General features: G+C 36.1%; 18 protein-coding genes. 7 read left to right on the top strand and 11 right to left on the bottom strand.

Features of this window, described 5'->3' with window-relative positions:
• Window positions 1-103 precede the first annotated feature (103 nt).
• Together MV589_RS06335 and prfB are read right to left on the bottom strand one after the other, a co-directional pair.
• Complete coding sequence (locus MV589_RS06335) at window positions 104-802, bottom strand: arginyltransferase (RefSeq protein ID WP_297433134.1); 699 nt, start codon at window positions 800-802, stop codon at window positions 104-106.
• Window positions 799-1,896: a peptide chain release factor 2 gene (prfB, locus tag MV589_RS06330; RefSeq protein ID WP_297433132.1), complete on the bottom strand. Its 1,098-nt coding sequence runs from the start codon at window positions 1,894-1,896 to the stop codon at window positions 799-801. Before prfB ends, MV589_RS06335 begins: the two co-directional genes overlap by 4 nt.
• A 61-nt stretch (window positions 1,897-1,957) precedes the next feature.
• On the opposite strand from prfB, the gene panC reads away from it, so the two are divergent.
• Window positions 1,958-2,779: a pantoate--beta-alanine ligase gene (panC, locus tag MV589_RS06325; RefSeq protein WP_297433130.1), complete on the top strand. Its 822-nt coding sequence runs from the start codon at window positions 1,958-1,960 to the stop codon at window positions 2,777-2,779.
• Here panC and MV589_RS06320 read toward each other — a convergent pair.
• From MV589_RS06320 to flgB, 4 genes are all read right to left on the bottom strand, one after another.
• Complete coding sequence (locus MV589_RS06320; RefSeq protein ID WP_297433128.1) at window positions 2,756-4,435, bottom strand: peptidoglycan D,D-transpeptidase FtsI family protein; 1,680 nt, start codon at window positions 4,433-4,435, stop codon at window positions 2,756-2,758. The genes panC and MV589_RS06320 overlap by 24 nt on opposite strands.
• 113 nt (window positions 4,436-4,548) lie before the next feature.
• On the bottom strand, window positions 4,549-4,851 hold the full coding sequence (gene fliE / locus MV589_RS06315; protein WP_297433127.1) for a flagellar hook-basal body complex protein FliE: 303 nt from the start codon (window positions 4,849-4,851) through the stop codon (window positions 4,549-4,551).
• 15 nt (window positions 4,852-4,866) lie between these two features.
• A complete protein-coding gene (gene flgC / locus MV589_RS06310; RefSeq protein ID WP_297433125.1) occupies window positions 4,867-5,361 on the bottom strand; it encodes a flagellar basal body rod protein FlgC in 495 nt (164 codons plus the stop codon).
• A gap of 10 nt (window positions 5,362-5,371) precedes the next feature.
• Window positions 5,372-5,803: a flagellar basal body rod protein FlgB gene (gene flgB / locus MV589_RS06305; RefSeq protein WP_297433123.1), complete on the bottom strand. Its 432-nt coding sequence runs from the start codon at window positions 5,801-5,803 to the stop codon at window positions 5,372-5,374.
• Between the two features lie 225 nt (window positions 5,804-6,028).
• Here flgB and MV589_RS06300 point away from each other — a divergent pair, with 225 nt between their 5' ends.
• From MV589_RS06300 to MV589_RS06290, 3 genes are all read left to right on the top strand, one after another.
• Entirely contained in the window at window positions 6,029-6,406 is a 378-nt protein-coding gene (locus MV589_RS06300; RefSeq protein WP_521966172.1) for a hypothetical protein, read from the top strand.
• A 186-nt stretch (window positions 6,407-6,592) separates the two neighbouring features.
• Window positions 6,593-7,045, top strand: a complete 453-nt coding sequence (locus MV589_RS06295) for a type II secretion system protein (RefSeq protein ID WP_297433119.1) — start codon at window positions 6,593-6,595, stop codon at window positions 7,043-7,045.
• Window position 7,046: 1 nt separating this feature from the next.
• Window positions 7,047-8,897, top strand: coding sequence for a primosomal protein N' (locus MV589_RS06290; RefSeq protein WP_297433116.1), 1,851 nt, complete (start codon window positions 7,047-7,049; stop codon window positions 8,895-8,897).
• Here the strand turns inward: MV589_RS06290 and MV589_RS06285 are convergent.
• Complete coding sequence (locus tag MV589_RS06285) at window positions 8,894-9,463, bottom strand: NUDIX hydrolase (RefSeq protein ID WP_297433114.1); 570 nt, start codon at window positions 9,461-9,463, stop codon at window positions 8,894-8,896. The two genes, MV589_RS06290 and MV589_RS06285, sit on opposite strands and share 4 nt — an antisense overlap.
• A complete protein-coding gene (locus MV589_RS06280) occupies window positions 9,450-10,643 on the bottom strand; it encodes a M23 family metallopeptidase (RefSeq protein ID WP_297433112.1) in 1,194 nt (397 codons plus the stop codon). Before MV589_RS06280 ends, MV589_RS06285 begins: the two co-directional genes overlap by 14 nt.
• Before the next feature lie 101 nt (window positions 10,644-10,744).
• Here MV589_RS06280 and MV589_RS06275 point away from each other — a divergent pair, with 101 nt between their 5' ends.
• Genes MV589_RS06275 through MV589_RS06265 form a run of 3 tightly spaced genes read left to right on the top strand, consistent with a single transcriptional unit; the run spans window position 10,745 to window position 13,774 of the window.
• Window positions 10,745-11,521 (top strand): plasminogen-binding N-terminal domain-containing protein, encoded by a 777-nt coding sequence (locus MV589_RS06275; RefSeq protein WP_297433110.1) that lies wholly within the window; start codon window positions 10,745-10,747, stop codon window positions 11,519-11,521.
• Window positions 11,518-12,903: an FAD-linked oxidase C-terminal domain-containing protein gene (locus tag MV589_RS06270; protein ID WP_297433108.1), complete on the top strand. Its 1,386-nt coding sequence runs from the start codon at window positions 11,518-11,520 to the stop codon at window positions 12,901-12,903. Before MV589_RS06275 ends, MV589_RS06270 begins: the two co-directional genes overlap by 4 nt.
• A gap of 7 nt (window positions 12,904-12,910) precedes the next feature.
• On the top strand, window positions 12,911-13,774 hold the full coding sequence (locus MV589_RS06265; RefSeq protein ID WP_297433106.1) for a YihY family inner membrane protein: 864 nt from the start codon (window positions 12,911-12,913) through the stop codon (window positions 13,772-13,774).
• Here the strand turns inward: MV589_RS06265 and MV589_RS06260 are convergent.
• The 3 genes from MV589_RS06260 to MV589_RS06250 form a co-directional block, all read right to left on the bottom strand.
• On the bottom strand, window positions 13,682-14,965 hold the full coding sequence (locus MV589_RS06260) for a ComEC/Rec2 family competence protein (protein ID WP_297433104.1): 1,284 nt from the start codon (window positions 14,963-14,965) through the stop codon (window positions 13,682-13,684). The two genes, MV589_RS06265 and MV589_RS06260, sit on opposite strands and share 93 nt — an antisense overlap.
• Before the next feature lie 15 nt (window positions 14,966-14,980).
• The gene (dnaB, locus tag MV589_RS06255) at window positions 14,981-17,458 is read right to left on the bottom strand and encodes a replicative DNA helicase (protein WP_297433102.1); all 2,478 of its coding nucleotides are present in this window, start codon (window positions 17,456-17,458) and stop codon (window positions 14,981-14,983) included.
• The coding region (locus MV589_RS06250) for a flavodoxin-dependent (E)-4-hydroxy-3-methylbut-2-enyl-diphosphate synthase (RefSeq protein ID WP_297433100.1) at window positions 17,458-17,978 on the bottom strand (521 nt) is incomplete at its 5' end. The genes dnaB and MV589_RS06250, both read right to left, overlap by 1 nt.

Genomic DNA, 17,978 nt, shown 5'->3' with positions numbered 1-17,978 from the left:
TACGTAGTTCTTCTTTATTTAAAATATCCATCTGTAAATCCTTCAAATAAATTTATCAGATAAAGCAACTTTCAAGCCTATCTGATAAATTATAATTTTGGATTTACACAGTTGTTTTTACACTCTCTTGCAGTGTTAAGTATGGTTCATACTCTGCTTTGTAAGACAAAGAGGGACACTCTTTTACATAATACCCCAAATATATCCATCTCTTATTGGCATTTTTAGCATATAAAATTTGTTTATATAAGGAGAGTTTTCCTAAAGAATATTTTGCAAAATCTGGATCATAATAAAAATATATGGAAGAGACACCTGCAGGTAAAATATCGATTAAATCTACACCTATAAGTTTTTCCTCATAAAAATAGAGTACTTCATATCCAAAATCATGGTGCCCATTGACAAAAGAGTTATGGTAGTTTTGGGCTGTTGTTGGTGTGTAGTCCCACTCTTTTTTCTCTTTCATATAACGATGATACTTGTCAAACAATTTTAGGTGTTCAGCTGTTAAGGATGGTTTTTGAATATAGGTTTTTACATCTTGAGCTTTTTTGAGTACACGCCTTGCAGATTTGGAAAATTGGAAATTTTCTACATCTATCTTTATGCTTTTACACTCATCACATCCACTGCATATAGGACGAAAATACATTTTTCCAAATCGTCTAAAACCCCGTTCAATAAGCTCTTCACAAGACTCTTTTGAGCAGTTTTCAATCACTTTATAGTGAGTCGTTTGCTCTTTGTCTTTTAAATAAGAACAGCTATCTTCTAAAGAAAACTCTTTGAGTAGGTTCATTGTCTATTTTGGGCAATTAATACACCCTCTATCATTTTGTCAATATCTCCATCTAAGATGGCAGATACATTTGAGTAGGCTTCATTGGAACGTGTATCTTTTACTTGCTGGTAAGGCTGCATTACATAAGAGCGTATCTGATGTCCCCAGCCTATTTCACTTTTAGTAACTCCACTCTCTTTTGCTTTTTGCTCTTCTAGTTCGAGTTCATAAAGGCGTGATTTTAGCATTTTCATTGCTGTTGCCTTGTTTTTATGCTGGCTTCTGTCATTTTGACACTGCACAACGACGCCTGTAGCTATATGCGTGATGCGTATGGCAGACTCTGTTTTATTTACATGCTGACCGCCAGCACCACTTGATCTATAAGTATCTATGCGAATATCTTTATCTTCTACCTCTATATTTATGTCATCATCTATTTCAGGGGAGACCATAACAGATGCAAAAGAGGTGTGTCTTTTGGCATTTGAGTCAAAGGGACTGATGCGTACTAAACGGTGGATACCATTTTCAACTTTGAGATAACCATAGGCATTTTCTCCCTTAATGAGAATAGAGACATCTTTTATGCCAGCTTCGTCTCCTACTTGATAATCAAGCACTTCTACTTTGTATCCTCGTCTCTCTGCCCAGCGTTTGTACATACGAAGTAGCATCTGCGCCCAATCTTGGCTCTCTGTACCGCCTGCTCCTGGATGAATTGATAAAATTGCATTATTGGCATCTGTTTCACCGCTAAGTAAGACTTCTATCTCCATATCGCGTATCTGCTGCTCTAACTTTGGTGCATCCTCATATAACGCCTCAAGAGATTCGCTGTCTTCTTCCTCTTTTGCCATTTCATATAGTTCTGCAGCATCTTGTACCGCTGAATTTGCTATGGAATATTTTTCTAATTTTCTTTGTAGCTGTGTCTTCTCTTTTTGAATCTTTGCTGCGTTTGCAGCATCATTCCAAAAATCTTGAGTGTTTTCGAGTGTTTCAATCTCTAAGAGTCTAGCTTCTATTTTTTCTGGTTCAACTACTCCAGTTATATTATGCATTTTCAACGATACATTTTTTAGAAGCTCAGTATACTCATAATTATCCATAAAATATCCTATATTTGTTATAATGCTATATAAAACTTATTATATAAAACAGAGGCTTAAAATGAAGATTATTTCTAATCCATTCGAGTTAAAAGAGCAATTAAAAGGGCAGAAGGGGAGTGTTGGCTTTGTTCCTACTATGGGCGCTTTGCATGAAGGGCATTTAGAACTTATTAAAAATGCTAAGAGAGAGAATGATTTTGTTGTCGTTTCCATTTTTGTCAATCCTACACAATTTTTAGAGGGAGAAGATTTAGATAAATATCCAAGACGAGATGAAGCAGATAAAATAATTTGTGAATTAGCAGGAGTAGATATACTTTTCTTTCCCTCAGCTCAAGATATATATGCAAATGACGAAGTAAAATTAGAGGCTCCAAATGTAAGAGGGTATATTTTAGAAGGTTTTACAAGACCAGGACACTTTAGCGGTGTTTTAACAGTTGTGTTGAAACTACTCAATATTGTCTCTCCTGCAAAAGCCTATTTTGGAAAAAAAGATGCGCAACAGTTGCATCTTATAACACTTATGGTGAAACAGCTTTTTATGAGTGTCGAAATAGTAGCTGTAGATACTGTGCGAGATAAAGATGGACTAGCACAAAGTAGTAGAAATGTTTACCTTACTCCTTCTCAAAGAGAAGCAGCGCTTAAAATTCCTACAGCACTTTATAGCGGGGCAAAACTTGTCAGTCAGGGTGTTGTAAGTGTAGATGAAATTAGGAGTAAAATGTTACACCTACTTTCACCTTTAAAAGTTGGCTATGTGGCAATCGTAAATCGTGATTTTGAACCTATAAAGCAGATTGAAATTGGAAATACTATTATTTTAATCGAGGCACTTTCAGGAGAGACAAGATTACTGGATAATATCTGGCTTTAAGTAACCATCTTCTATCATAATCTCAACTGCTTTTTTAAAGACAGGAACAGCAGTTTGTGCAGCATACTGGCTTTTTTGTGGTTGAATTACTACAACCCCCATTGTGTAGTGGTGCTTTTTGTCATTGACAAAGCCCATAAAGGTAGTGTTATATTTATTGACATATTTTCCTTTTTCAACTGTATGTGCCGTTCCCGTCTTACCCCCTATTTGTAAGCCTTTTATAATGGTTTTTTTCCCTGTTCCTTTATTTACAGTTTTAATGAGTATCTTCTTAACTCTTTGTGCCACTGCACTTGGAAGAACCTGAACTGTATCGAGTTGTTCTAATTTTTTCTCTTGCCCTTGATCATCTATGAAAGCATCGACTATTCGTGGATAGACCATTACCCCATTGTTATTAAAAACATCATATGCGCGCATAAGTTGCATTAGATTTACGCGTATTCCATAGCCATAAGAACAAGTTGCTTTGTAGATTTCATTGTTAAGTCGTTGTTGCGTAGGAACATATCCTGTACGCTCATAAATTAGATCTGGAGTAGATTTTTTGCCAAATCCAAACTGTTTGAGTCCATTGTTAAATTGGTATCCAGAGAGTTTTTGAGAGAGTTGTGCCATCCCAACATTAGAAGAGTAAACAATGACATTTTCAGCAGAGAGCCAATGAAACCTATGCTCATCAGTAATAACTTTTCTTCCTATTCTATATCTTCCACCATGTCCATTTACTAGTTCATAAGGATTAACTAATTTATGTTCTAAAAGAAGTGAGAATGTGATGGGTTTTAAAACACTTCCTGGTTCAAAACTGTACTCAATCATATTGCTGTTGAGTGATGGATAATCACTGCGTTTAATTGCTTTTGGAAAGTATCTGTTTGAACTTGCCATTGCTAAGACTCTTCCAGTTTTTGAGTTCATTACAGCGAGCATGACCTCTTTTGCACGAAGTTCAATTTTCATTTTATCAAGCATATTCTCTATTTTTATTTGAAATGCTACAGGAATTGTAAGCTTGATACTGAGTCCATTTATTTTTGGTTTTGTGAAACTCTCTTTGTTTAAAATAATATAACTGTTGACATCTCTTTTACCCCTAGAGTAACCATCCTGTCGTGGTGACAGCTCCGCATCCCATCGTTTTTCAAGTCCTTTTACACCCTTTACAAAAGTAAAGCCATCCTCTTCAATTTTATGAGGATAGCCCAAAATTGGTGTGAGCAGTTTCCCATAAGGGTACTCTCTGCTCTCTCCACTTTCTATAACACTAAGCCCATGTACAGAACGCAGGCCTGTTCTTGGGCTTTTCAGCGAAAGAAAAACTTTAAAACGACGCAGTTCATGAGCAAGCTTTTTCAAGTAATGTGACTGAATCTCCTCAACATTGTAACTCAAAACTACAACACCTCTGCGTTTAGAGAGTCGTTTTCTTATTTGTTTGATGCTTATGCCTGAGTAGATATTAAAAAGTTTAATAAAAAGCTCTCTTTTTTGTGGGTCAATGTAGCGTGTATCGACAACTGCTTTATAGAGTTTTTTAGTTGTGGCAAGATGAAAGCCGTCTGCGCTAATGATAGCCCCTCGAGAGGCTTTTGAACTCTCCACAGCGTAAAGTGAGGGCATATTTCGTGATTTTAAAACTGTTAGTAGCATGACACTTAAAAAGACGATAAATGCTATGACTATAAGGACATATAAAAGGAGTATTTTTTTACTTTTGCTAGGGTTTACCATTGTGTGAGGGAGATTTTTGCGTGGCAGAAGGATTAGACCTGCGTTCTGCCAATCTCTTTATATGCATTGAGTGCTTTGTTGCGAATTTCAAGCATTAATTTCATACTTGTTTCCGCTTTTCCAATTGCAAGAGCTGCTTGATGTAGGTCTTTGACCTGACCTGTTGCTAAGTCTGCTATTGCATGTTCGCTATCTTTTTGCATATCGTTGACTTCATTAAGTGCAGATGTTAGATGGTTTGCAAACTGCTCGCCACCTGTGGGAGTCTCTATTTTACTTTTTTGTTTTAATAAATCGGCTGTGGATGTACCTACTATCTTGTTTATATTATTCATAATCTACAACTTCCTTTATTGCAACAGTGAAATAGCACTGTTTGCCATATTTTTTGCACTCTCAAACGCAGCTACATTCGCTTGGTAAGAGCGTGTCGCCTCAACTAAATCAGACATCTCTATAACTGGATTAATGTTGGGGTAGGCAACATATCCGCTTGAGTCTGCATCTGGATTGTTTGGTTCATATTTCATAAGAGGTTTTGAGTCGTCTCTTACAATTTTATCAACTGCTACGCTCATTATAGCAGGATTTACCTTTTCACCTTCTTGACCTTCATTTAATGGGTCTTCATAACTAGCACTTTGTACGTTGTTACCAAGTGCTTTATTGTAAGCATCATTGAAGTTTATGGCTTTAAATACCACCTCTCTACGACGATAAGGTCCACCCTCTTCAGTTCGTGTAGTCTGTGCATTTGCAATGTTACTCGAGATAACATTCACACGGACACGTTGGGCGGACATTCCATAACCACTGATGTCAAAACCGCTTAAAAAATTACTCACTTTTTTGTCCTTAGTTTATTTTTGATGAAGCATCTATAACGCTGTTAAAAATTGCACTATCTTTTTTGTTTGCCATTACAAGAGCATTAAACATAATGGAGTTTTTACTCATTTCTGTTGTCTCTACATCTATGTCCACACTGTTTCCATCATTTCGTGCCATATGTCCATCTCTAAAAAAGAGTGTAGGCTTTAAACTCTCAGACTCCTCTTTAGGTTTTAAATCTCTAGGGTTTGTCATAGCCATCTGTAACTGTTTTGATGGATTTTTATAAAGCTCATTTTCTTTGGCAATGAGCGCATCTTGAAAGCTGATGTCACGAGGTTTGTAGTAAGGAGTATCTACATTAGCGATATTTGAAGCTATCATATCTTGACGTGCAGCGCGATAGTCCATAGCCTGTGCTAGTAATGAGTGAGTTTTTGATATTTCTATGCCCATAAAATTGCTCCATCTATTTTATATAATATAACCAAGCAATTTTAGTACCAAAATTATTAATACTGCAAATAATAAAAATAGTTAATATATATTTTAATATTTAGTTCTAAAATGTAGAATTTAAGCATATCCTAAATAATATAAGTTTATAATGATTTTTAAGGTTACTAGTGTAATCCAAATATTTTAATTAAGGAGTTCTTTATGAAAAGAGCTGGTTTTACTATGATCGAATTGATCTTTGTTATCGTTATTTTAGGTATTTTGTCCGCGGTTGCGTTGCCAAAATTTATTGGGGTGTCAAAACAAGCACATAATGGGAAGGTTAAAGCATTTGTTTCAACGCTTAATGCAACTGTTGGTCCAACTGTTTGGGCTAAATCTATTTCAGATGGTCATAATGGAGTAATTAGTACATATTGTGGAACATTGGTAAGTAAATATATTGATAAATTACCTTCAGAGTTAACAGATAATGGTGATTGTTCTTTTACTGCAAGTACATCTAATGGTGGTCAGTATGGTATTAATTTTACTGATGGAAATGCTAATGGTTCTCCTCGTTGGACGGAGTCTAACACTACAGCTGGAGTTGCACAATAAGTCGAAAGCCTTTTTCTTCTTTTTCTCTCGTTCCCAAGCTCCAGCTTGGGAGCACATACATCAACTATAATCTTCCAAAAAACAATAAACTTTAAACTTAAATAATCAAAAAAATGCTATTATATTAAATAGATATGCAAGGAGATTTTAATGCAAAAATTAAAAAACATACCCAAAGGACACTCGTTGCACAGCGCTTTTACTATTATTGAATTGATGTTTGTTATTGTTGTTCTTGGAATTTTATCAGCTATTGCGTTACCAAAATTTTCTGAAACTAAGAATTTAGCTGATATTTCTAAAGGACGATCTGATGTAATGTCTCTTCGTTCATCTATAATAACAGCACGTCAGAGTCAACTAATTAAAGGGAATAGTAACTTTATTCCAAAATTAAGTGACAATGGTACTACGCTATTTACTGGTGATGGCAATCAGTCTCTGTTATTGTATGGTGTAACCGCAGGAGTGACTGATGGTCATTGGTCTGCAACAGATAATAGCTATAAAAATTATGCTTTTCATGTTCATGGTGTAAGTATTCCTTTTGTATATAATTCAGCAACAGGTAAATTTACTTGTAATGCTAATAAAGATGGCACAACTGCTCAAAAGTATTGTTATCAAATGACAAAGTAGAGTGCATTACTACAACATTTCCATTATAGGCTCTCCTCTTGAGCCTTTTACTTACCATTTTGACACTGTTTTAAAAGTTGGACAACAGGTAGAAGTTGTTGTGCATTCTCGTAAGGCTTTTGGTGTTGTGCTATCTCAAACGCAACAACCTGCGTTTAAAACAAGTGAAATTTTAGAAGTTACTGCGTTTATCTACTCTAAAAAGCAGATGGAGCTTGTAAAGTTCATTTCTTCTTATTATATTTGCTCATTTGGGGATGCTTTGGCTCTTCTCGTTCCTTTTAACAATACAACGCAAGAGGCTAAACGCAGTGAGAGAGATGAATATAGCTCAAAAATAAAACTTTCACAAAAACAGAATGAGGCGTTGCTCTTTTTACAAAAACATAAAGTCTCTTTACTCTTTGGCGATACAGGAAGTGGTAAAACAGAGATATATATGAAGTATTTTGAGCAGATGATAGCACTTTCTAAACGCAGCATCTTTTTGATGCCTGAAATTTCACTTACACCACAAATGTCCAAAAGGCTTGAGGAGCATTTTGGTGAGAGTGTAGTTATGTGGCACTCAAAACTCACGCCAAAAAAGAAAAAAGAGGCGATGGCAAAGATTCAGAGTGGGGAAGCAAAAATCATAGCAGGACCACGCTCTGCACTCTTTTTGCCCATAGAAGATTTAGGACTTATTGTTGTTGATGAAGAGCATGACGATAGTTATAAATCCTCTTCAAGACCACGATACAATGCTCGTGATATAGCCATATATATGGGCAAACTTTATAATGCTGCAGTTGTTTTAGGCTCTGCAACTCCATCGCTCAACGCTTATGTGAAATTTCCTCACATACGCTTGAGAGGGGGACATTTTGTTTCTAAAAAAAGCTTTATATATGAAAAAAATATAGAGAGTCTCTCTTCTTTAATTATAAATAATCTACAAGAGACGGTGCAAAAGAGAGAGCAGGCTATTGTTTTTTTACCGACACGGGCTAATTTTAAATATCTTATTTGCCAAGATTGTGGACATACAATAAAGTGTGCATTTTGTAGTGTGGGAATGAGTGTTCACCAACACTCACGAGCGCTTAAGTGTCACTATTGTAACTTTACGCAGGCTATTCCCCAAGTCTGTCCGGAGTGCCATAGTACACATTTAACAAGTTCACGATTAGGCACAGCAGAGGCTGTACAAAACATACAAGAGTTACTTCCAAACGCAGTAATACAACAGTTTGATAGAGATGCCATTACTACAGCCAACAAACTAAAAAAAGCACTTAAAAAGTTTAATGACAAAGAGAGTGATATACTTGTGGGAACGCAGATGCTCTCAAAAGGGCATGATTATCATGGAGTAACGCTAGCAGTAGTGCTTGGAATGGACAATATGCTTAATATGAGCGACTATCGAGCGCGTGAAAAAGCTCTCTCTACGCTTATTCAAGTATCAGGACGAAGTGGACGTGCTAAAGATGCAAAGGTTATTGTACAGACTTTTAATGAAGATTTTTTTAGCACTTACATAGATAAATATGAAGAGTTTTTAGAGTCTGAAAAAGTTTTTAGAGAGGAGCTTTACCCTCCATATAAAAAACTTTGTCGCATACTTTTCTCAGATAAAAATGGAGCAAAGGCTCGCGATGCTATGGGGCAGATGCAAGAGCGTCTCACTGCGTTTAATAAGAGCGTAGAGATAGTCGGTGCAGGGAAATGTGCAATAGAGAGAGTAGCAAATAAATATCGTTTTGAAATACTACTTCGAGCAGATAAAAGTACCGACCTCATAAAAGCTATAAAAGCTACAAAAGTAAGCATGGCTGAAATAGATATGGATCCGTTGGAGTTTGCCTAAGCTTTTTTCTTGATATTCTCAAAAAACCAGTAGATGCCAAGCATTACTCCTGTAGTTTTTTGGTAACTCTCATCAAACATAAACTTTTTAGCATCTTTTGTTGGGATGGTTATGACTTCTATCTCTTCTTCTTCTATGCCACCGCCTTCGTGAAGTTTCATATTTTCATTTATCTCGGCATAGTAGAGTGTTTGATGTGTTCCTGATATGCCTACACTTGTGTAAAATGTACTGATTTTTACAAGATTTTCAACAGGAACATCATAGCCGCACTCTTCTAAAATCTCCTCTTTTGCTATCTGTGCATTGCTTGTATCTTTGTCAATAATACCTGCACAGAGTTCATACATATAGCCATCTTTTGGATTTTTGTTTAGAACTGTCGCGCGGAGTTGCTTTACAAATACAAAGGCATCTTTATCTCTATGCCAGAGTAAGATGGCAACACTATCATGACTGATTACAGCTTCCCACTTTTTTTGCACGCCATCTTGCGTGTAATTTATCTCGATGGGCTTAATAAAGTGAGGGTTCTTTAGCTCTTTGATTGCATCAATTTTCCCCATTTTTATCCTTTACAAGGTGTACATAAGAGATATTTTGAAAAGGTGGAAGCTTTTTAAATGTTGTTTTGTTTTGAAGGATAAGCGCTATACTTTTATTATCACTCTTTTTGAGTTTTAAAAATGCTCTTTTCTTTCTGCCTGTTAGTTTTTTTGTTGCTATTTGAATAATATGGAGTGGATTTATAGGACGACCATGTATTCTTATCTCAAAATGTAAATGTGGTCCAGTTGAGCGACCTGTTGTACCTACATAGGCAATGATTTGACCTTTTTTGACATGAGAGCCTCTATGAATTCCTCTTCTAAAAGCGTGTAGATGAGCATAGCGTGTTTCGTATCCATCTGCATGACGAATTTTTACAAGGTTACCATAAGTACCTGCTCTTGCACACCAAATGACGGTGCCCGCACCAGCTGCATGAACAGGCGTTCCTCTTCTTGCTGCAAAGTCTACACCATTATGTGCTTTCCATTTATGTAAAATTGGATGCCATCTTCTTTTTGAAAATGGCGAAGATACTCTTGCCCCTGGAATTGGACGACCGAATAAAAAGCCTTCAACTTCATAGCCTTTTTCATTATAGTAACGCCCATTGCTGTTAAGGTAAATATAGTGCTTTTTATGGTGCATCTCGATCATAGCAACTTTAAGTATAGGCATAGAATATGGGTAACCAAGGCGATACTTTTGCGTATATATCATTGCAAGTTTATCACCTCTTCGGATGTTGTTTTTAAAATTGAGAGAGTGTCTAAAACTAGAGACAAAAATTTGAACAAGTTTATTTGAACCTGTTGCTTTTAAAATATTGTAATTTGGAGAGCTTGTAATTGTGGTATAAAAACCCTCTGTTTTTGTTGTAGAGATGATTGGAATAACTTCAAAAGAGTAAGAGTTCCCTTTTTGGGCAATATGAATTTGTAGCTCATTATTTAATGGAAGTAAAATTTGTTCAATATTACCCTTGGTGTCACGAAGAATTTGGTAGTGAATACCACTACGCATCTCTTCGGTTAATTGTCTGTCATCTCTGTCCAAATTATAGTAGAGTGGTTTTGTAGGAAGGTTGTTTCTTTGTAAAAAAAGGAGATAACTTTCACCATTTTCCCATTTATGCCTATCTACAGTTGAGGCAAAAAGAGAAGTAAAGAGAGATAAAAATATGAAAAATCGTAGCATAAATATAAACCTAATTTAAAATAAAATGCAACTTTAGCAAATTTTTGATTAATATGAGGTTTGTTTGATATAATCGCATATATTATTAAAAAAGAAGTAAGATGAAATATATTGTTTTAGTTTTGTTAGCATTGGTAAATCTCTATGCTAGTGTTGTAACCGCTCCTATTGTATCTGTAAATAAAAAAAATGACACAATTACAATAAACATAAATAAAATAGATGTAGGCATGAGTGGGTTTGTAATTCATCATATAGCACCTAAGCATAGTGAAGTGATTGATAATGCTGTTGTTCAAAGTTTTGATGCAAATAAAAGTGAAGCAACTCTCAAAATAAGCTCTTTTCATCTACTAGATAATGACTCTGTTCCTATAGAAGAGTTCAAAGCAGAAGTTGGAGATAGTGTTGAACTTGCATTTGGCTACAATCGTGCCATGCTTATTGCTCCAGATGAGGCAATTTACCACCGTATTACAAAAAGCGTGCAAACGCAGTGGATACATCCTGATTTGTTTGCAACTATTCTCTCTTATACTGGACACCCATCGCCACTAGTAAGTGATTTTCATAGTATGTCTGAGGCAACAAGTACAGGACTTTTATTTATTTATCTCGATAAAAACGTCTACACACTAGATATGAAAAGTTTTAAAATCTTACATATTAGTGCTGCACCATTAGAGCAAAAAAAGGTTAAACTCCCTTTTTATACACGAGTACAAAAAATAGAATCTTCTTGGTGGGATTGGGGAAGAGGGACATCACAGGTAAAAAATTATACAAAATACTACTATAAACTTTTAATGCAAAATAATGCAAATAACAAAGAATTAGTTTCATTATATAAAAAGTACGAAAAAAGGGGTGAAAAATGATAGATTCAGGACATATTGAACACTTTAAAAATATTGTAGGCAGTGAAAATATTTACAGTGATAAAGCACATCTTTTAGCATACTCTTATGATGCAACACGAGAGCATTTTGAACCAGACGCTGTGATTTTTCCTCGTAATGAAGAGGATATTAGCGAAATTTTAAAGTATTGTAATACGCATAAAATTATTATTGTTCCTCGTGGTGCCGGTTCTGGTTTCACTGGTGGAGCATTGCCAAGTAGTGGGGGCATAGTTCTTGCCATGGAAAAACATATGAATAATATCCTTGAGATAGATATGAAAAATATGGTAGCTATTGTACAACCAGGCGTGATAAATATGGACTTACAGCGTGCTGTAGAGAAGGTGGGACTCTTTTATCCACCAGATCCGGCAAGCCAAGATTACTCTACAATCGGTGGTAATGTTAGTGAAAACGCAGGTGGAATGCGTGCTGCAAAATATGGCATTACAAAAGATTATGTAATGGCTACTCGCGCTGTACTTCCAAATGGTGATGTCATCAAAGCAGGAAAACGTACCATTAAAGATGTGGCAGGGTATAACATTAGTGGTATTTTAATAGCCTCAGAGGGGACACTTGCCGTCCTTACTGAAATTACACTCAAACTCATTCCAAAGCCAAAAATGACAAAAACGGCAATGGGAATTTTTCCTACTGTAAATGATGCGATGGAAGCAGTCTACAAAACGATGGCGAGTGGTATTACTCCAGTTGCTATGGAGTTTTTGGATAATCTTACCATTCGTGCAGTTGAGCAGACATTTCATAAAGGCTTGCCAATTGATGCAGGTGCGCTCCTTGTAACAGATGTTGATGGAAATTTAGAAGATGATTTAGATTTTCAACTAGGACAAATTGAGAAAGTATTTAAAGAGAATGGATGTAGCGAGTTTAGAATTGCAAAAGATGACAAAGAGGCAGCAGAGATATGGTTTGCACGCCGTAATGCTTCTCCTGCACTCTCTATCTATGGAAGTAAAAAACTTAATGAAGATGTAACAGTACCTCGTGCAGTTTTACCAGAACTTTTAGAGAGATTTTCTGCAATTGCTAGAAAATATAGTGTAAATATTCCATGTTTTGGACATACTGGAGATGGAAATGTACATACAAATGTAATGGTAGACGGCTCAAATCCTCGTCAAGTGGCAATTGCTTATCAGGCTATAGAAGAGGTTTTTCAAGCGACTGTTGATTTGGGTGGAACACTCTCAGGTGAGCATGGCATTGGACTTGCAAAAGCACCATATATGCATATGGCATTTACAGATGAAGAGATGAATCTTTTCAAATCTATTAAGGCTGCGTTTGATCCTAACAATATTTTAAACCCTGCAAAAATGGGACTGAGTTAAACGCAGCATGAATAAAAAAGTAAAAATTGTACTCCAAGAGGTAAAACTGTTTGTGAGCTCTTTTGTTGATAAAGAGCTCACCCTTTTTGCTGCAAGCTTGAGCTTTTATACCATTTTTACAATTATTCCCCTCTTACTTATTATTATGGCAATTTTAACATCTTTGCCATCATTCGCGGAGTATTATGAGAAAATACAGGGTTTTATTTTCTCAAATCTTATGCCTGTAAACTCCGATACAGTGATGATTCAAATAAATAGTTTTTTACAAAACTCTTCAAAAATGGGGGCTATAGGATTTCTTGCTATTTTAGTCTCTTCTATGCTTTTTTTTAAAAATTTCGAGTATATAGCAAATAAGATATTTCATGCTGCACCGCGAACTTTATGGGAGAGCATAACGACATACTGGACGCTTTTAACACTTACGCCCATTGCTCTTGGTGTCTCTTTTTACATCACGGGATATATTGCAGCTTTAATAGCTTCTAATGATTTAACATCTGGTTTAAATATTTTACCATTGATTCCCTACATCATCATCTGGGGACTCTTCTTTCTTATATTTCAAATTGCTGCAAATGCAAAAATAAATCCAAAAGCTTCCCTAATAAGCTCTTTTATTGTCTCTGTCATATTTAGTGTGAGTAAAAATGCTTTTATCTATTATGTCTTTTTAAATAAGTCATATACAACGATGTACGGCTCTTTTGCCATTTTAATGTTTCTGTTTTTATGGATATATGTTTCATGGATTATCTTTTTATATGGTTTGAAACTATGCTACATTATAGATAAAATATATAAAAATAGAGCCTACATAAATGAGCAACAACCACAAAGCCTTCCTACTAAAAACGCTCAAAAGTGATAAAATAATTTCAACAAATAAATAGCTAATGTTAAGATGCTCTTGGAGAGCGTTTAGCTTGGCATTGAGTAGCATATTTACAATAGGGTCAAGCAGATTTCCAAAATCAAAGAGATGCAAAAAGAGTGCTAGTGGGTAAAAGAGTGTAAAGAGGGTTGAGTAGAGAATTGAGAGTGGATGGTAGAGTGAAAAATTCCCAAAAATAGTAAGTGAATAGGGAAGCATCAAAAGATAAACCCAAAATGGGATGAGAAGAAACTGTTTTACTTTACTATAATGCTTAAAGTAGATAAAAAAGAGAAATATATAAAAAACACCACTCACACTAAGCCAAAAACCTATGTTAAAGAGCAGTTTTGGAAATAGGGCAAGTATGAGTAAAATAGTGATACCAAGAGTCTGCATGGAGATGATTTTCATCCCTCTCTCATATAAAATAAATCCTACCACAAGCATAATAAAAGCTCGAAGCAAAGAGGGTGGAGTAGAGAGAAAAAGCATATAAGTCAGCAGTATAAACGCAGTGATTGTAAAACTATCTTTTGTATAGTTTCTGTATGGAAAATAGCGGTTTTGTAAGAATTTATAGGGGTATTTTAGCAATAAAAAGAGAATAAAACTTAGCACTCCTAAGTGAAATCCACTAATGGCAATAAGATGAGAAATACCAAGATTTGAAAACTGTATTTGTAAATTTCTAGGGAGTGGTTTTGCTAAAAAAAGTGCTTCATAAACAGCTGTAACATTTTTATCTCTGTGTTGTGTGGCTATTACGTTTGAGACTCTACTCATAAGAGAATTTTCATCATAAATTTTGATGATTTTACTAAAAGCAAAGAAAGTGCGCATATACTCATAAAAAGAGATTCTTCCAGCCCAGATTTCTAGTTTAATAGTTTTGTTTTTTATGTTTTTGAGATTTTTGCTTGCAGTTGTGTAAAAGGTAAAGCCGTCATTGCTTCGTAGTTTTAGCACTTCATAGCGCTTTAATTTCCCTTTTTTTGTCTGTTTTGTTTTTGTGTACTGTTTTAAGACGACTGCGTTTACCAGTTGAGAGTCAAATTTTGTAAGTTCGTGGTATTTGTAGTATTGATAAGTTAGAGATAGAAAAAGGAGAAACAAGAGCAGTGCCAAAAGAGTAAAAACATCTCTTTTGGAAGATAGTAGCTCAATGCTCTCAATCTTTTTCATTAGTGGAAATTCTCATTAAATAGCTGGCATTTCTACATTCGGCAGATTAACCTGTGCTGATGAGGTGTCGACATTTTCATAAACGGTCTCTACAGCACTTGCAAAACTTGGCGCATCGACAAAGCGGGTTAGTTTTTTCTGAAAAACAAGTTTTACATGTCCCGTTGGACCATTTCTCTGTTTTCCAATGATTATCTCAGCATCTTCTTCCTCTTTTTCAACATAGGTAGAGGTAAACTCTTTACCCTCTGCCTTTGCAGCTTTTTCACGCTCTTTTTCCTCTTTATAGAGATAAACATCATCACGATAGACAAATAAAATAATATCGGCATCCTGCTCTATAGAACCAGATTCGCGAATATCACTCAGCATTGGACGTTTGTCATTTCTGCTCTCTAGTCCACGGTTAAGCTGAGAGAGAGCAACAACTGGCATTTCAAGTTCACGGGCAAGCATTTTAAGCCCACGAGAAATTTCAGAAACTTGCAAGTGTCTGTCTTGATTACCAATTCCTGACATAATTTGCAGGTAGTCGATGACGGCTATCTCAATCTCTGGGTGTTGATTTTTAAGTTTTCGAAGTTTTGATCGTAGTTGATTGATGTTCAGACTTCCCTGATCATCCACAAAGAGTTTTGCAGAGTTCATTCTGTCTATGGCACCATTAAGGTTACTCCACTGATCATCATTCATATCGCCCACACGAAGCTTTTGTAGTGGAATAGATGTTTGAATGGAAAGCAAACGCAACATTAACTGTTCAGCAGGCATCTCAAGTGAGAAAAAAGCGACACCTTTGCCTTGTACTATAAGGGAATTGACCGTGTTTAAAACAAAAGAAGTATTGTGTGTTACGGTCATATCTTCAAGTAAAAAGAGGTGGTTTCCATCGATGGTAAATCCATAATAATCATCAACTTTGTCATATTCTACTTGTATGCCAGTATGGTGTACATCTCGTTTTGCTTTGAGTGGACGACCCTGTTTGCGTTTTATTTTTGTTGGAATTGTATCAAGCGCACCGACAATGCGTAAACGATAGACTTCGCACTCATATCCTATGCTTTTAATTCTTGCTGTTTTTGTTTTAAATGAGACGCGAAAACCAAGAGAATCAGCTAATAGTTTTATCTCTTTTGTGAGTTTTTTATCTTTTTGTACTATTTCAAATACATTGAATTTTGCATCATAGTACCCATCGCTGTCAATAAGCCCTGCAAGTAGTTGTAATCTATTTTGTCGTGAATTTTGCAAGTAGTGGTGTGGAATGTGTTTATTGTCTAAAACACCAAGACGGCGCAGTCTCGTCTGCAAGGAGTTATCATCTTTGTAGTACCCTCCACGCTGACCAGAAGTGATGCTATACATTGGACACTTCTCTTTGTTGTTATGTGATTTTGTCACTTGTAGTTGTAATGTTTTTGCATACTCTTTGAGGTAAGAAACGACCTCTTTGTCTTGTGTCGCGATGGAGACATTAGAACTTGTACCATCTCCAAGCCAAATACCTAAAAAGTAAGGGTCAATTTCAAGATGTTGCTCTTGAAATTCGATGCCAACCTTATAGCCCTTGTAGTTAGAGTGGAATTTTTTGCTCTTTTTGTTGTACTCTTTTACAGAAATATTACATATATCTCCATGTTTGTGTTTGCCTTCGTTGCGGCTGCGTTTGAGAGAGAGTATATGACTCTCATTTACACGATAATCGATACCCTTGTTTTGTCGTATCCAGTACATATTTTCGCGTCCACGCGCAAGTGAAAGTACATTTCTAGGTGTAGAATCATCCCCCATCAGTTGATCACCGACTTCCACATCTTCGACATTTTTGAGCGTGCCATCAAACATAACTACTTTTGTGCCAAGACCAAGGCACTTACCCATCGCTGGACGAGCGGCAATAATAACTAAATCACCTTTACCAAAACCTGTCGTCATTTTGTTGAGCTCTTTAAATCCTGTATCTACACCGACAAGTATAGAGTTTCCGCGTGCTTTCATCTCTTTAATGTATTCCATCGTATCGAAGGTCATCTTTGGAGAGTCTTTGAAATCGCTTGTCTGGTTGTCTTGTGTAATTTCATAAAGCTTTTTTTCGACAATGTCCACTACTTCTGCAGAGGGAAGTTCCTCTTCTACTGTGACGCGTTTTATCTCTGTTGTGAGTGTTAAGAGGTTGCGTTTGAGAGATTTATCTTTTATCTCTTCTACATAAGCTGTTGTGTTTGAGATAGGGTTTGCAGAGAGAATTTCAAGCAGTACCTGTTCATCAAATTTTTTTGCTTTTATAAGCTCTTTTTTGATGAACTCCTCATCTATTGGCTGGTCTTTTTGTAGAAGCGTGAGCATTGCAGCAAAAATATCCTGATGTGCAGGAAGGTAAAAGTCATCTTTTTTTAAAATGACACTCAGCTCATCAAATTGGCTTGGTTCAAAGATGATAGAGCTAAGAACACTGCGTTCAAAGGCTAGGTTGTAGAGGTTGTCTTGCACTATGCTTTGCCTGCCATAGTTTCCACTTCAAGCACAAATCTATCTACAAGTTCCTTCTCATCAAGGTTTGCAACGACTTCACCTTTGACCATGACAAGTCCTTTGCCTTTACCGTATGCAATGGCGACATCAGCATGTTTTGCTTCACCTATTGCGTTTACTACACAGCCCATAACACTGACATCAAGGGGTGCTTTTATATGTTTTGTGCGCTCTTCTATCTCTGATACTGCTGAGACCAAATCGGCTTCGATACGCCCACAAGTTGGACAAGAGATGATATTAAGTCCATCTTTGGCTACACCACTGTCTTTTAAAATGGCACGACCAACTTTTATCTCCTCTTCTAGCTCTCCTGTGATAGAGATACGCATAGTGTCTCCAATACCTTCTAGGAGAAGTGTTCCTAAACCTATGGCACTTTTGACCGTAGCATGAAAGATTGTTCCCGCTTCTGTGACACCAAGATGGAAAGGGTAGTGATTTTTTGGACGCAGCATTCTGTAGGCTTCTACTGTTC

The sequence above is a fragment of the Sulfurimonas sp. genome (assembly GCF_026991475.1).
Classification (GTDB): Bacteria; Campylobacterota; Campylobacteria; order Campylobacterales; family Sulfurimonadaceae; genus Sulfurimonas.
The sequence above is the reverse complement of the archived record's forward strand: the minus strand, read 5'-3'. Positions and strand labels throughout refer to the sequence as shown.

Coding starts and splice junctions, on each gene's coding strand:
- MV589_RS06270 (WP_297433108.1), top strand. CDS start 11,518: ATGATAGATTCAGGACATATTGAACACTTTAAAAATATTGTAGGCAGT.
- MV589_RS06275 (WP_297433110.1), top strand. CDS start 10,745: ATGAAATATATTGTTTTAGTTTTGTTAGCATTGGTAAATCTCTATGCT.
- MV589_RS06265 (WP_297433106.1), top strand. CDS start 12,911: ATGAATAAAAAAGTAAAAATTGTACTCCAAGAGGTAAAACTGTTTGTG.
- MV589_RS06335 (WP_297433134.1), bottom strand. CDS start 802: ATGAACCTACTCAAAGAGTTTTCTTTAGAAGATAGCTGTTCTTATTTA.
- MV589_RS06280 (WP_297433112.1), bottom strand. CDS start 10,643: ATGCTACGATTTTTCATATTTTTATCTCTCTTTACTTCTCTTTTTGCC.
- flgB (WP_297433123.1), bottom strand. CDS start 5,803: ATGGGCATAGAAATATCAAAAACTCACTCATTACTAGCACAGGCTATG.
- panC (WP_297433130.1), top strand. CDS start 1,958: ATGAAGATTATTTCTAATCCATTCGAGTTAAAAGAGCAATTAAAAGGG.
- prfB (WP_297433132.1), bottom strand. CDS start 1,896: ATGGATAATTATGAGTATACTGAGCTTCTAAAAAATGTATCGTTGAAA.
- MV589_RS06285 (WP_297433114.1), bottom strand. CDS start 9,463: ATGGGGAAAATTGATGCAATCAAAGAGCTAAAGAACCCTCACTTTATT.
- MV589_RS06320 (WP_297433128.1), bottom strand. CDS start 4,435: ATGCTACTAACAGTTTTAAAATCACGAAATATGCCCTCACTTTACGCT.
- MV589_RS06260 (WP_297433104.1), bottom strand. CDS start 14,965: ATGAAAAAGATTGAGAGCATTGAGCTACTATCTTCCAAAAGAGATGTT.
- MV589_RS06300 (WP_521966172.1), top strand. CDS start 6,029: ATGATCGAATTGATCTTTGTTATCGTTATTTTAGGTATTTTGTCCGCG.
- fliE (WP_297433127.1), bottom strand. CDS start 4,851: ATGAATAATATAAACAAGATAGTAGGTACATCCACAGCCGATTTATTA.